This window comes from Clostridium sp. HV4-5-A1G (assembly GCF_900184915.1).
Classification (GTDB): domain Bacteria; phylum Bacillota; class Clostridia; order Clostridiales; family Clostridiaceae; genus Clostridium_B; species Clostridium_B aromativorans.
Window position 1 is genome coordinate 1 of the sequence record NZ_FXYI02000021.1, and the last position, 14,365, is coordinate 14,365.

Consider the following 14,365-nt stretch of genomic DNA (forward strand, 5'->3'; position numbering starts at 1 on the left):
AATTTTAGAATTAATCATGGCTTTATTTCTTATGCCCTTTTTTTCTGTTTAGCTATTATAAATTACAAGAATTACCTTTAATCTTCTAAGTACCTTTTTTTGAAACTTCTTCCCATCATCAATTCATTTTTATCAGTGAGTTTCGCAATTACCTAATATCAGATTATCAACTTTACACACCAAATCCTTCCATTGTTCAATAAAATCCCCGCAGTGGGTTTTTCCTTCCGGAGTTATACAATAATACCTCCTGTCAGGACCTTCCGGGGAAGGTTTTATTACACTGGAAAGATAACCTTGCTTTTCTAGCTTCTGCAGCAGCGGATATACGGTACCGGCAACTATTTCCTTAAATCCGTGTTTTCTTAACAGCTGAATCATCTCATACCCGTATACCTCATTTTCTAAAACAATCAAAAGCACGCATCCTTCAAGTACGCCTTTCAAGAGCTGAGTTTGCTTCAAATTATCCCTCCTGACCTCATCTATTATGCAATACATATTAGTGTCAATATTATTATACAATAATACATCTATTATGTAAAGCATAATAGATGTATTATATTGTCTCAATGAATGGATATTATGATCAAACACATCAGAAGCATTGGATATTCAATAGGTGCACCAATATAATCTAGAATCCTCAACTATACATTATGTGCGGTAATTTCCTCATTATTTTTAACTCTTCTATTATTATATACAGATAAAAGTATTACTGAAATCAAAAGTAAAAGACTCCATAAAGCTGCTTTAAACAACAATAGTACAAATGATATGATGAGTATGGAAATTGCAATTTTTAGTTTGATACTGTGCAGTAACTTGAATCCGGCAGCCAATCCGATTATTGCATTGGACAGGAAAAATACATTGGCACAGGTTATAATTTTATCCATATTTATAAGGTTTGCAGCAGACAGGGATAAAACTGCAAAATGTATGCATACAAGTGTTATGATAGCTTTAGTCGGGCTTTCATATCTGTTCATATATGACAGATATGCAGGCAGCTTATTGTTTGCTGCGCGCTGTGCACTCATTCTTGAAACTCCTCCAACTACCATAAGATAGGTGCACATACACAGTCCTGACGCAGCAATGGTGATTACAGGTAAAGAAAATGAACCAAACAGAGGTGTCATGATTGCCAGTATATCGTGATTACCGGCAGATACATTTTGTATGGAAAGGGCAACAATAATATACAAGCTGATAATGACTATTAAGCTCACAGTCATTGCTTCAATAAGCGTTTTTTTAGGATTTTTTATATCTTCAATATAGTTGCCTACAACTTCCCATCCTATGATTGCCCAAAATAAAAGCAAGAGAGTATATCCGAATTTGGAGATGGAAAAGGATGTCTGGTATACATGTATATCTGAAGCAAAAATCAACGTATACATACTTCCGCAAAACAATAATACTGCCGTAAATCCTGTTAAAACCAAGGTGAATTTTCCAAGAGCCTTTACACCATACATAAGAACCAGGGCACATATGATTTCCATTCCAAATGCAATGATCTCCACTTTTATATTTGAAAACAGACTAAAGTTTTTTAAAAAGTCTGCAGCTGTAATCAAAACTGCCGTAGGGCCAAAACAAACTGCGGCTGTGAGAAAATTTGAAGTCAGTTCTCGAAAAAAACCTCCAAAGGCATTTCCAACTGCAATTGCAACGCCTTCATTTCCAGGACTTTTCAGACTCAAGAATATAAAAACATAGGCAAATATAATGCCAAGCAGCATTATAATAATCCAGGCAGCTATCGCCCACCCCCCAACCAGCTTGTAGGCAATTGGCGGTAGCAGTATTATTCCTGATCCCAGTACCGAGCCTGCTATGAGGCCGGAAAGTGTTATTGTTCCAATATTTTTACTCATATTTTACATTTAGTGACAGGATGTAATAATAAAAATCAAGCCTTCACTAAACTTCACCTCCTATTTTTTCTTCAATCTTATTGCAGCCAGCTGTACTTTTTAAAAAATTTAATTAAAAAATTATTGAATTTTGGATAGATTTATATTATCATAAGATTAACTATTAATAAAATTGAATTATTTGAAAATACAATTCGATTTTGTTGAAGTTAAGGAGGTATACCATGGAGTTTAGAAATCTGATAACATTTTCGGAAATTGCCCATTTGAAAAGTTACACCAGAGCAGCAGAGGAATTGGGATATGCTCAGTCTACTATTACAACCCAGATTAAGCTTTTAGAGGAGGAGCTTGGTGTAAAATTGTTTGAAAAAATCGGAAGGAAAATACATCTTACTTTAAAAGGCGAAGTATTTCTCAAATATGCAGAAAATATAATAAGTCTTACAGAGAAAGCCAGAGAAGCAGTGGGCGGCGTAGATATTCCCCGTGGAATTTTAAGAATAGGAATTGTGGAGTCCCTGTGTACTATGAGGCTTCCAGAACTGCTTAAAAATTATCATATGAAATACCCTGAAGTGGAAATCATAATTAAAGTGGGAGTCTGCTCAGATTTGAGAAGTATGCTCAAAAACAATATAGTTGATCTGGCATTTATACTGGATAAAACAACTGCTGATCCAGATTTGATATGCTGTGTATCCTACAATGAACCCATGATATTTTTGACCTCTCCTGTAAATAGACTTGCCGGCAAAAAACAAGTTACAATGGAAGATATTAAAGATGAGCCTTTGATTGTAACAGAAAAGGGCTGCAGCTACAGAAATATCTTTGAGAAAATGTTTCAAAAATCAGGTCTGAAGCCCAATATAGCCTTGGAAGTCGGAAGTGTTGAAGCAATCAAAGGTTTTACCATGAGTAATCTGGGAATAACCCTGCTTCCCGTTATGACTGTAGAGAAAGAACTAAAAAGTAGACAGCTTGTTGGGTTTGATTTGGACGGATGTGAATTCAATATGGCCACACAAATACTATATCACAAGAACAAGTGTGTGACAGCTGCAATGAGGGCTTTTATATCAGAGGCCAGGGGCTAGAATTTCAAGAGAGGACTTATTTTGAATGTTAGATAAAAAAATATTACCTTGAGGAAAAGTATCCCATTCCTCAAGGCAATACATTCCCAGCAGATATTTAAACCATATTCTCTGGCTTGATAATATGGTCAAACTGTTCTTCTGTTAAATATCCCAGTTCTGCAGCTGCATCCTTCAAACGGATTCCTTTTTTATGGGCAAGCTTTGCAATCTCAGCAGATTTATCATAACCGATGTATGGATTAAGTGCAGTTACAAGCATCAAGGATTTATCCAGGTTTTCCTTCATTTTGTTCACATTAGGTTTTATTCCCGCTGCACAATTATTGTTAAAGGATATAATTACATCTGACAACAGCCTGACAGATTGTAAAAAGTTATATATGCACATGGGCATAAACACATTCAGCTGGAAATTTCCCTGTGAAGCACCAAAAGAAATTGCAGTATCGTTTGCCATCACCTGGCAGGCTACCATGGTAACAGCTTCGCACTGTGTCGGATTTACCTTTCCCGGCATTATAGAGCTTCCAGGTTCATTTTCAGGAATGGTTATCTCCCCAAGACCACACCTGGGACCGCTGGCATACCATCTGACATCGTTGGCAATTTTCATCAAATCCGCTGCCAGAGATTTCATGGCACCATGGGCATAGACCAAATCATCCCTGCTGGTTAAAGCATGAAACTTATTTTCAGCAGTGACAAAATTTGTGCCAAGATAATTGCTTATTTCCTCTGCTGCAATTTTACCAAAATCAGGAGGTGCATTGAGCCCAGTTCCCACAGCCGTTCCTCCCAGCGCCAATTCTCTCAGGCCTTCTATAGATTGTTTTATATTTTTCTCTCCCTTGATGAGCATCTGCTTCCATCCGCTTATTTCCTGAGAAAATGCTATGGGGACAGCATCCTGCAGATGGGTCCTTCCCGTCTTTATAACCCCCCTGTTTTCTGTTTCAAGATGCTCCATGGTACCTTTCAGTATATCTACTGCCGGAAGTAATTTATTCTCTATTTCCACTACGGCAGCTATATGCATGGCCGTTGGAAAGGTGTCATTTGAGCTTTGGGACATGTTTACATCATCATTGGGATGAATGAGCTTTTTACCCAATATCTGATTTGCCCGGTTGGCAATAACTTCATTTACATTCATGTTGCTCTGTGTCCCGCTGCCTGTCTGCCAGACCACCAGTGGAAAATTATCATCCAATTTGCCTTCATAAATTTCATCACAAACCTGTTGAATTACCTTCATTTTTTCATCATCAAGCTTGCCCAGCCTGTTATTTGCCTTTGCAGCTCCTTTTTTTAAAATACTGAATGCCCTGATCACCTCTATAGGCATCTTTTCTGTACTAATTTTAAAATTTTCAAAACTCCTCTGGGTTTGGGCACCCCATAATTTATCGGATAGGACTTTCACTTCTCCCATTGTGTCCTTTTCTATTCTATACTCCATAAAATACCTCCTGTTTATTTTTTATTAAATACAAAATGTACTGATTCGTAAAATAGAAACAGTGCGAATTATTTTTTTTACAAATATTTTTGCATATATTTATATATAATTGAGTTAAACAAGCTCCTATTACTCCAAGTATAAAGTTATTAATTATATTATTTTTTAGTTTAACAATATCAAACCCTATAGTAAAAATCAAAAAGAATATTAAGAATATAATTAAAAAGTTGATTACTTGAAATAACTTACTACTTTTCATGTATCATCGCTCCCATTATTCATGATAATTCACCATTATGAATTACTCCCGCAAATAAATTTTTTCAGCTCCTTCAATGAAAATACCAGACTTATTTGCACTATAAAAGATTCGAGTTTTATTAATTGATACTGCAATTATACTATAGTATAATCAAAACATAAATCCTATCAAGTGATTCTTAGGTTCAGATGGAGTTTGCTTATAAGGAATACTTTTCTCCACCTGAACCCTAGCGGAACTTATCCAGACGCGTAGCAGTGCTTATCTCCCACTTTGAGAAGCTGGGAGTATTAGCAATGGTAGCGTTCGGATAAAAATATAGAGGAGGTTATGAAGTTATTATGAAAGATTTAAAAAAGAACTGTAAAGTTGCCCTTATACAGGCATCACCTGTTCTGTTTAATAAAAATGCAACTATCGACAAAGTTGTTCAGGAAATTCTTGAAGCTGGAAAACAAGGTGCCGATGTCATTGTATTTCCCGAATCCTTTGTTCCCTGCTATCCCTATGGAATGACTTTTGGCTTCACTGTAGGCAGCCGTATGGAAGAAGGCAGAAAGGACTGGAAAGTCTATTATGACAATTCCGTCATTGTACCAAGTGCCGACACAGACCGCATTGCCAGGGCAGCTGGTAAGGCACATGCCTATGTAAGTCTTGGCATTACAGAAAGGGATATCAATAATTGTACCCTCTATTGCACTAATCTGTTTTTCTCACCGGAGGGAAAGCTTGTGGACAGACATCGTAAATTAAAGCCAACCGGTGCGGAGCGCTTCATATGGGGTGACGGTAATAAAGGTGCCTTTCCCATCATCGATACTCCCTGGGGAAACATGGGCAGTTTAATCTGCTGGGAAAACTATATGCCTTTGGCACGTACAGCTCTTTATATGAAAGGAGTTACACTCTATCTTGCACCCAACACAAACAACAATGAAGAATGGCAGACTACAATACGCCATATAGCAATAGAAGGACACTGTTATGTAATTAATGTCAATCAATATGTAACAAAAGATATGTATCCTGATATTTTCCACTGTCCGAATGAAATGGCAAATTTGCCAGAAGCTGTTCTTACCGGCGGCAGCTGTATTGTGGATCCATTTGGGCACTATGTCAATGAACCTGTATGGGACAAAGAAGAAATCATTTACGCAGACATCGATATGAATCAGGTTCCGCTCAGCCGAATGGAATTTGATGGGACAGGTCATTATTCACGTCCAGATGTCTTGGAACTTGTTGTTCATGAATAACTTTTCCACAGGTCCAGAAATAATATAAGCATAGTGCTAAAATCGGTGCAGAAAAGCAAAATAAAACAGGCTCTACAATTTTTCAAAAGTCAGGGGGTGCACTGAGTCCTACCCATATAATCATCACTCTCAGTGCCAATTCCCTTAAAACTTCTATAGATTTTTTATATTTTCCTTTCTATCTTTCAATTACCTGCTTCTATTTGCCTATGAGAAAAATCTTTTCCAGAAAGCTAAAGATCATCTGGTTTGCTGATTTCCCTGCGGTGCTGAAGGTGAATACCTATATGTCCTATTTCCAAAATCACTGTGGAAATAAAAAGCCACATTACTTTACCATATACAGCAAGCAGCAAAAACGCAACAACAGGCAGTGTGGCACTTGCTGCAGGAATACCGAAAAAGCTGCTGTAAAAGTCGCCCAATGTCTTTTTGCTTTTAAAATATCTAACCCACCAGCAGTCCAATTACAGTCATGATATGATAAATGCTATTTTTCATTTTCCATCCTCCTCATAAATAAAAATATCTTCAATATTCATGTTAAAATATCTTGCTATTTTAAAGGCCAGTATTATCGACGGGTTATATCTGCCGTTTTCAAGAGAACCTATTGTCTGCCTCGATACTTCAAGAGCCGCCGCCAGATCTTCCTGTTTCAAATCATGCTGCTTTCGTATTTCTTCCAATCGATTTTTCACATTTTAATCCTCCTTATGGAAAGCAAGCTTTCCATATATCAAGTATATCAGATGGTGATAACTTAATCTATGGATACTTTAAAAATATATAAATTGTAAAATAAGAAATGGTGTATTTATGAAAAATGATATGAAAATCAACAGATATCTGAAAAAAGCAGAAGAGGCTTTTGAACAGAACAACCTGATTAAAGCGCTGAATCTATACAAGAGGGTTGATGAGGGACTTGAAAGAGTAAGACAATTGAGATAATATACAAGCAGCAGCTGTATTGTGGATCCGTTCGATCACTATGTCAATGAATCTGTATGAAACAAAGAAGAAATTATTTATGCAGACATTAATATGGATCAGGTTCCACTTAACCTTATGAAAAAGGCATTTTCCTTTTGCGACATATTAAATTAACCATTTAAGTTTTGAATAATAAAAATATCAATGTACCATCTGGGATAATAAGTACTATAATTAAAAAAGTGACAATTTTAGATTTCATATATTTTCATGTTATTTAATTTATTATCAGGAGAGGAGGGAAATAATATGACTGAAAAATATGGGGTTTATAATTTTGAGAATGACCCTTATAATTATGTTATAAAAACTTTTTGCAATAAATGGAAAACATATATTATAAGAGGTATATCCTATGATGGAACCACTCGGTTTAGCAGGTTTACAAAACAACTTCCTATATCTGAAAAAGTTCTCACGACAACGCTAAAGCAACTAGAAGCTGATGGGATAATCCAACGCACCGTTTACCCTGAAGTACCTGTTAGAGTCGAGTACAGTCTTACAGATATAGGAAAAAGCATACTGCCAATTTTAGATATACTTTATGATTGGGGATGGAAACGTATGAAAAACTTAGGAATTGAAATAGACCCTCTTGGTGAAATGTGGCATGGATATCGTGAGAAAGATAATTCAATAATGGACAATCCATTCAAAAAAAAATAATTTTTCAGATAAAAAGAAGCTGCATGCATTTAGACAATCGCATGTAGTTTTTTTATATATATGTCAAAAAGAAAGTAACTTTAATTTTTGTATATTACTGCAAATATTTTCTGCTTTCCGAAAAATTGTATGTACTTCACAGCCATATTTAATTGTCCTATACTAAAATTATACTTGATTATAAAAAAACAGTAGAAAGGAGTTTATTTATGAATACGTTTCCTCATATGTTCTCACCTTATACTATCAAAGGTGTAAAATTTAAGAACCGGGTATTTGCTTCACCCATTACGACTAATCGTATTGTAGACCATGGATACCCTACCCCTGAAGGCATTGATGCTTTTGAAACCAAAGCAAGGGGAGGCTTTGCTGAAGTTACAATCACCGAATCTTTTATAGATAACGAATACTCTGCCCGCCATGAACACGGTTTAAACGTTTATTCCAAGAATATGACCACATTCCACATGGAGAGTATAATGACACTTACTGAGGCAATAAAAGCTCATGGAGCTGTTGCCTCCATCCAATTAAATCATATTGGTGCAATCAATCATCCAGATACAATTATCAATCATAATAATCCCATTGGTCCTTCTTCATTTATACGCAAGGATGGAGTTCAAGTAGATGAAATGACCGTAGAAATGATAAAACATGTAGCTAATAATTATGCTGAAGCAAGTTGGAATTGCAAAGCACTTGGCTTCGACATGGTTATGCTGCACGGCGGCCATGGATGGCTATTATCTCAGTTTATCTCTCCCCGTATGAATCATAGAACAGATGAGTACGGTGGCAGCATGGAAAATCGTGCTCGCTTTCCCATTATGGTTTGTAAAAAAATTCGTGAGCTCTGCGGTGATGATTTTCTGATTGAATACCGTGTTTCCGGTTCCGAACGTATTGAAGGCGGCATGACGCTTAACGACTGCATTGAATTCTGCAAGATCATTCAAGATTATGTTGATATCATACATGTTACTAGCGGTGTTTATCATTCTCACGTAGAGACAAAGGCTTTCTCCTCCATGTATGACAAACATGGCTGCAATTTGGATCTTGCTGCTGCCGTTAAAGCTGCTGTACATGTTCCTGTTGTAGCTGTAGGCGGATTCAATGATCCACAACAGGTTGAGGATGCAATTACTTCTGGCAAATGTGATTTTGTAGCACTAGGTCGCCAGCAATTTGCAGACCCTGAATTCTGCAACAAGGCACAAACTGGACGTGCAGATCAAATCGCTCCTTGCCTGCGTTGTTCTTGTTTTAATCCTCTGCCTCCAAATCCAAATGAGCGTCCGATTCCTGAATTATGGCACTGTACAGTAAATCCCTGGTCATCACGAGAGTTACGCTGGAGACAAGCCCCCCTTCCAAAGGGAAGACGCAAGGTGCTGATCATCGGTGGTGGCGTTTCTGGAATGTATGCTGCATTAACAGCAGCCGAGCGCGGTCACAATGTAACCCTATGTGAAAAAACATCAAAACTAGGCGGCTTATTGTGGTTTACCGATGTAGATACTCACAAAGAATCTTTAAAACGCTTTCGTGATTCTCTTGTAGCTCGCTGTAAATATGTTGGCGTTAATATTATGTTAAATACAACTGTTACTCCCAAACTAATTGAAGGCATGAAGCCTGACGCAGCCATTTGCGCAGTCGGCTCTCATCCTTTTATTCCACCCATTAAAGGAATTGAAAATGCAACACATGCTATAGAAATCTATAAAAACTTATCTTTATTAGGCAAGAAAGTTGTTTTAATCGGAGGTGGTGCAATCGGATGTGAGTCCGGTTTCTTCTTTGCAGAACATTGTGGCTGCCACGTACATATTCTTGAAATGAGAGATGACGTATGTAAAGATTCAAATGACTCTCAACGTCGTGCTTTAATTCCAAGAATGAAAAAAGTGGGCATGACATGGGATTGCAATGTATCAGTTAAAGAAATCATCAACAATTGTGTAAAATTTATGGATAAGAATCAAAATGAGCATTTCATTGATGCGGATAACATTATATATGCCTGTGGTAACCGTTCCAATGATGAGATTGTAAAATCTTTGGAAAACATCGTTCCATGGTTTATAGTTACTGGAGATGCCAAAAAAGCCCGTACAGTAAAAGAGGCAACTTATGAAGGCTTTTGTGCTGCTATGGACATCCTTTAGATATAATAGATTACTAACAGAGTTTTACATGAATTTTTTTGTCATTGATTCACATTAATTTTAATATTAATTAACTACCTAAATTACAGGTTTTCTTATAATTATTATTTCTCTCTTAGATTAATATAGTAATGTAAAAACTTTTCTACATCACTATATTAATCTAGAAAATATTGCATAATTTTCTGCTAATTTTTCATTCCAACAAGGCATATCCATTTCCCGTTCTGATTTTCATCATCTCATAATTTTTCCCAATGGAATCCATCTTGAGAATCATTTTTCCACCCAATCCCCTGGGCTTGCATGTATTCTAAAATAATTTATCAAACGTTTCATTCTTCCCTCAAAAAAGCATTTTTCATATGCCATAATAATATCTCATCATTTTTAGCATGAATAAAAGGCCTTTCAGCCATATAATTGCTGGAGACCTTCTCTTATTTTTACCTAAAAATATTTTACTTACTCTCAATAAGTTGATCATACTTAATACTTTTTTTACAATAAAAAACTATTTTATTTTATCCAAAAAATCTACCATGATCTGAATAAATTTATCTGGTTTTTCGAAATGAATATCATGCCCGGATTTTATCTTTACCATTTCATTTCCCTTGAGCAGACTATGTACATTTCTGGCATCTTGGTCACTGTTGGCTGCATAAAGCACTCCATCCTTTCCATATAATGTATTTGCCTTAATATATACTGAGGGGCAATTTATCTTAGATAAAATTTTCTCCTGATTAATTCCTTTAAACCAGTAACCTGTATAAAACGTTTCCGAAAAATCCAAATCAAAGTCATCTATATAAAGGGTACCGTGAATCCATTTATATGGTACATACCATAATTTCAGAGGTTCTCCACTATGCTTTTCTCTATAGTTTCTCGTACTTCTTGCTATAATGGATCTCAAATTTCCAAATAGTCCCCAAATATAACTATTTTCCATATAATACACTACATAATCTTTAATTTCTGTTTGACTTTTAAAATTATGTACTGTTTCAAAATTCTCCCGCCAAACAAAAGTGTTTTTCATCTCTTCCGGTTCCACACTAAAAAATGGCGGATCCTCCAGAACTACTCCCAATACATTTTCCGGTGAATTAGCTGCAATCCACGCTGCCAAAATTCCTCCGGAGGAGTGACCTGATATTACAACCGGATTTCCAATAACATCTTCAATAAACAGGATAAGATCCTGCCCCATAGCAGCTCCTGTATATTTTGAGGAATCATGACTGGATTTCCCATGTCCATGACAATCAACAGCATACACGTGATAATACTTAGCTAATCCCGGAAGCACTCTTGAATAATCCTCCCACTTCATAGACTGCCCATGTATCAATAAAAGAGCCGGTCCATTATCAGGTCCTTCAGCATAATTCAGCAGAGTTCCATCATCAAGAGCTATGCGTTTTTCCCTATATCCAGTGCTGTACGTTTCCTTCAACGGTTTTTCATCGTAATGCATGTTCTTATAAGCATAGATGCTGACAGCAACTACTGCAGCAGCAACAATTACAACTAAAACAATCAAAAATATATTCATATTCATCTCCTTTTGTATTGAATAAATTACCTACACCTTAATTATCTCCTTGCTTTTCCGGAAATATGTTCAATATTTATTTTTATCACTTTCACTTTTGAATTTGCCTTTTTCAGGTACTCTCTGCCTTTTCCCACATATTCTTTTGAATACTTTTCCAGCATTTTCAGCATGACCGCATTTTTTTCATCATCGAAAATCTCTTCCGCCCTTCCAAATATAATTACACTTTCATAATTGGTAGTGAATTTATCCGGCAGAACATAATTTTTCCCAACTACACAAAAAGAAACTCTGTTTTGGTTTACTATATTATCCAATTTATGTCCCTGTTCAGCACTGTGAAAATATATGGAATTATCGGCATAGACATAATTTAATGGTACTCCATAAGCATATCCATCTTCACTCACTGTAGATAAAACACCATATTCACAGCTCTTTAATATTTCTATAACTTCAGTATGCCCAATCTCTCTGTCTTTTCTTCTCAAATCTCTAAACATAATTATTCCTCCATATCATCGGGATATAATTTTAATTTTACACCATTTCATCTTTTAAATAAATCTCAAACTTATGTCCAGAGCTTTTACCGAATGTGTAAGGGCACCTATTGATATTATATCCACTCCTGCAGCAGCAATACTCCGCACATTTTCTTCAGTGACATTTCCTGAAGCTTCCAGAACAAATCTTCCATCTATAAATTTTACAGCCTTTTTCATCTCATCCACGTCCATATTATCCAGCATTATCACATCCGCTTCGGTATCAGCTGCTTCCTGGAGCTGCTGCAGGTTTTCCACTTCCACTTCTATCTTGACAGTAAAAGGCAGGCTGTTCTTTATTTTTGCAACAGCTTTCTTTATGGAACCCACTGCCTTTATGTGATTGTCCTTTATCATCACATAATCTGAAAGATTCATCCTGTGATTATACCCTCCTCCCACCTTAACCGAATACTTGTCCAGCATCCTGAATCCCGGGAGCGTCTTTCTGGTATCCACTATTTTAACATCATAATCCTTTACAAGTTCCATCATTCTTCTGGTTTTGGTTGCAATACCGGACATCCTCTGCATTATGTTGAGGGCAACTCTCTCTCCCTTTAATATGGATCTGGAACTGCCCTTTATCTCTGAAATGACACTGCCTTTCTCGACTCTGCCGCCATCTTTCATTTTTGCAGCAAATACTATGCTGTCATCCAAAATTTCAAATACCCTTTCCGCCACAGCAATACCTGCAGCAACACCGGATTCCTTTGAAATAAACCTGCCCTGTGAAATCTGGTCCTCAGGTATCAAATTATCAGTGGTTACATCTCCATAACCTATATCTTCCACCAGTGCTTCCTCTATCAGTTTGTCAACCATTAAAAAATTCAATCAAATCACCTCAAAACCTTATTGTGTTCAGAATAATTTTCAACATAGTTGCTTCCTATGGAAGCTTTGGACTCAAGAATTGAAATCACAATACTTCTGGCCACCTGATACATATTATATGTCTCCACGGCTTCCACACTTTCAAGACTTGAAGCCTCCATCTTAGAGAGCTTGTCCTCAATAATATTCAATGCTGCTTTAAGATCATCCACATTTCTTATTATTCCTGCATGTTTTTCCATAAGAATTTTTAAAGATCTTTTAAGCCCATGGAAATCGACTTCCTCATTTTTTCCATTCAAGGTGTCTTCATTTTCCAATTCCGGCAGGCTGCATATTTTTCCACATGAAATTTTTTCAGAGATATCCTCTGCAGCTCTTTTCCCAAATACAAGAGCTTCAAGGAGAGAATTGCTTGCCAGCCTGTTGGCACCATGTACTCCAGTGCAGGCACATTCTCCCAGGGCATAAAGTCCTTCCATACTTGTTCTGCCGAAAAGATCCACTTCAATTCCGCCCATGAAATAGTGTTCCGCAGGAGTAACAGGTATATAATCCCTGTACATCTCTATGGAGCTGCTTTCACATTCCCTGTAGATCTGCCTGAACCTGTTCTGGAGAAAATCTTTATCATACATGGTGGCATCCAGATATACATATTTAGATGATACCTTATTCATCTCATGGAATATGGCCCTCGCAACAATATCCCTGGGTGCAAGCTCCATTCTTCTGTCATATTCTCCCATAAATCTCTTTCCTTCCATGTTTCTAAGTACTGCACCTTCTCCTCTTACGGCCTCGGATATGAGGAACAACCTGTCATTTGTATCTCCTGTATAAAAGGCTGTAGGGTGAAATTGAACATATTCCATGTCCTTGAGTTTCACATCTGCCCTTATTGCCATGGCAATTCCATCTCCAGTGAGTACATCCACATTTGTGGTTTTTGAAAACAGCTGGCCTATTCCCCCTGATGCCATTATACAATACCGGGAGATAAAATACATTGATCTTCCTTTGTAAAATACCGTTACGCCGCAGCATTTCCCCCTGTTTTCCACGATATCCAGGGCAAATACATCCGGTATTATTTCTATATTGTCGGCACTTTCAGCATCTTTTATGAGCACGTCCATTATACCCTTTCCCGTGGAATCGCCATTTACATGGAGTATTCTGGGTATGGAATGATTCCCTTCAAAGGATCTGTAGAAGTTACCCTGATCATCCCTGTCAAAATTCACACCAAGTTCAATCAAATTCTCTATGGCCTGCTGGGATTCATCTACCAGCACCTTCACGGCTTTTGCATTATTCACATAACAGCCTGCATTCACAGTATCCTTTATATGGAGTTCCCTGTCATCATCTCCTATGCTGGCAGCAATACCTCCCTGAGCCATGTAGGAATCCGAATCATCTATTTCCTTTTTGCTGAGCACTGCTATCTTTAATTTTTTTGGAAGCATCAAAGCCGTGTAGAGGCCGGCTATTCCAGCCCCTATTATTACAATATCAAAATATCTACCTTCACAGGGTTCATTTTTAAAATCAACCAAATATCTTTTCATTCATATCACCAGC

At 36.9% G+C, this 14,365-nt stretch carries 13 protein-coding genes and 1 pseudogene; 5 read left to right on the forward strand and 9 right to left on the reverse strand.

Features of this window, described 5'->3' with window-relative positions; all coding sequences use genetic code 11:
• Positions 1-132: 132 nt before the first annotated feature.
• A complete protein-coding gene (locus J5G60_RS04050; protein ID WP_150356583.1) occupies positions 133-465 on the reverse strand; it encodes a PadR family transcriptional regulator in 333 nt (110 codons plus the stop codon).
• 185 nt (positions 466-650) lie between these two features.
• A complete protein-coding gene (locus J5G60_RS04055; RefSeq protein ID WP_150356582.1) occupies positions 651-1,892 on the reverse strand; it encodes an APC family permease in 1,242 nt (413 codons plus the stop codon).
• A 224-nt stretch (positions 1,893-2,116) separates the two neighbouring features.
• On the opposite strand from J5G60_RS04055, the gene J5G60_RS04060 reads away from it, so the two are divergent.
• On the forward strand, positions 2,117-2,992 hold the full coding sequence (locus J5G60_RS04060) for a LysR family transcriptional regulator (RefSeq protein ID WP_150356581.1): 876 nt from the start codon (positions 2,117-2,119) through the stop codon (positions 2,990-2,992).
• 97 nt (positions 2,993-3,089) lie between these two features.
• Here J5G60_RS04060 and fumC read toward each other — a convergent pair whose 3' ends face one another.
• On the reverse strand, positions 3,090-4,454 hold the full coding sequence (fumC, locus tag J5G60_RS04065) for a class II fumarate hydratase (protein WP_150356580.1): 1,365 nt from the start codon (positions 4,452-4,454) through the stop codon (positions 3,090-3,092).
• Positions 4,455-5,060: 606 nt separating this feature from the next.
• On the opposite strand from fumC, the gene J5G60_RS04070 reads away from it, so the two are divergent.
• Positions 5,061-5,981, forward strand: coding sequence for a carbon-nitrogen hydrolase family protein (locus J5G60_RS04070; protein WP_150356579.1), 921 nt, complete (start codon positions 5,061-5,063; stop codon positions 5,979-5,981).
• Positions 5,982-6,214: 233 nt separating this feature from the next.
• Here J5G60_RS04070 and J5G60_RS04075 read toward each other — a convergent pair.
• Positions 6,215-6,445: pseudogene (locus J5G60_RS04075) on the reverse strand (hypothetical protein); the annotation flags it as partial.
• 33 nt (positions 6,446-6,478) lie between these two features.
• Entirely contained in the window at positions 6,479-6,682 is a 204-nt protein-coding gene (locus J5G60_RS04080) for a helix-turn-helix transcriptional regulator (RefSeq protein WP_150356578.1), read from the reverse strand.
• Between the two features lie 118 nt (positions 6,683-6,800).
• On the opposite strand from J5G60_RS04080, the gene J5G60_RS19015 reads away from it, so the two are divergent.
• The 3 genes from J5G60_RS19015 to J5G60_RS04090 all read left to right on the forward strand — a co-directional run bounded on the left by J5G60_RS19015 (position 6,801) and on the right by J5G60_RS04090 (position 9,823).
• Positions 6,801-6,935 carry a hypothetical protein gene (locus J5G60_RS19015; protein ID WP_268253718.1) on the forward strand — a complete coding sequence of 45 codons (135 nt, stop codon included), beginning with the start codon at positions 6,801-6,803 and terminating at the stop codon, positions 6,933-6,935.
• Positions 6,936-7,226: 291 nt separating this feature from the next.
• Entirely contained in the window at positions 7,227-7,646 is a 420-nt protein-coding gene (locus J5G60_RS04085; RefSeq protein ID WP_150356577.1) for a winged helix-turn-helix transcriptional regulator, read from the forward strand.
• A gap of 209 nt (positions 7,647-7,855) precedes the next feature.
• A complete protein-coding gene (locus J5G60_RS04090; protein WP_150356576.1) occupies positions 7,856-9,823 on the forward strand; it encodes an NAD(P)/FAD-dependent oxidoreductase in 1,968 nt (655 codons plus the stop codon).
• 514 nt (positions 9,824-10,337) lie between these two features.
• Here J5G60_RS04090 and J5G60_RS04095 read toward each other — a convergent pair.
• The 4 genes from J5G60_RS04095 to nadB are packed head-to-tail and all read right to left on the reverse strand — an operon-like array spanning position 10,338 to position 14,352.
• A complete protein-coding gene (locus J5G60_RS04095) occupies positions 10,338-11,387 on the reverse strand; it encodes an alpha/beta fold hydrolase (protein WP_150356575.1) in 1,050 nt (349 codons plus the stop codon).
• A gap of 41 nt (positions 11,388-11,428) precedes the next feature.
• Positions 11,429-11,893, reverse strand: a complete 465-nt coding sequence (locus J5G60_RS04100; RefSeq protein WP_150356574.1) for a pyridoxamine 5'-phosphate oxidase family protein — start codon at positions 11,891-11,893, stop codon at positions 11,429-11,431.
• A gap of 54 nt (positions 11,894-11,947) precedes the next feature.
• Positions 11,948-12,778, reverse strand: coding sequence for a carboxylating nicotinate-nucleotide diphosphorylase (gene nadC / locus J5G60_RS04105; protein WP_150356573.1), 831 nt, complete (start codon positions 12,776-12,778; stop codon positions 11,948-11,950).
• Between the two features lie 5 nt (positions 12,779-12,783).
• On the reverse strand, positions 12,784-14,352 hold the full coding sequence (nadB, locus tag J5G60_RS04110) for an L-aspartate oxidase (RefSeq protein WP_150356572.1): 1,569 nt from the start codon (positions 14,350-14,352) through the stop codon (positions 12,784-12,786).
• Positions 14,353-14,365: the final 13 nt, after the last annotated feature.

Coding starts and splice junctions, on each gene's coding strand:
- J5G60_RS04055 (WP_150356582.1), bottom strand. CDS start 1,892: ATGAGTAAAAATATTGGAACAATAACACTTTCCGGCCTCATAGCAGGC.
- J5G60_RS04060 (WP_150356581.1), top strand. CDS start 2,117: ATGGAGTTTAGAAATCTGATAACATTTTCGGAAATTGCCCATTTGAAA.
- fumC (WP_150356580.1), bottom strand. CDS start 4,454: ATGGAGTATAGAATAGAAAAGGACACAATGGGAGAAGTGAAAGTCCTA.
- J5G60_RS04070 (WP_150356579.1), top strand. CDS start 5,061: ATGAAAGATTTAAAAAAGAACTGTAAAGTTGCCCTTATACAGGCATCA.
- J5G60_RS19015 (WP_268253718.1), top strand. CDS start 6,801: ATGAAAAATGATATGAAAATCAACAGATATCTGAAAAAAGCAGAAGAG.
- J5G60_RS04085 (WP_150356577.1), top strand. CDS start 7,227: ATGACTGAAAAATATGGGGTTTATAATTTTGAGAATGACCCTTATAAT.
- J5G60_RS04090 (WP_150356576.1), top strand. CDS start 7,856: ATGAATACGTTTCCTCATATGTTCTCACCTTATACTATCAAAGGTGTA.
- J5G60_RS04095 (WP_150356575.1), bottom strand. CDS start 11,387: ATGAATATATTTTTGATTGTTTTAGTTGTAATTGTTGCTGCTGCAGTA.
- J5G60_RS04100 (WP_150356574.1), bottom strand. CDS start 11,893: ATGTTTAGAGATTTGAGAAGAAAAGACAGAGAGATTGGGCATACTGAA.
- nadB (WP_150356572.1), bottom strand. CDS start 14,352: ATGAAAAGATATTTGGTTGATTTTAAAAATGAACCCTGTGAAGGTAGA.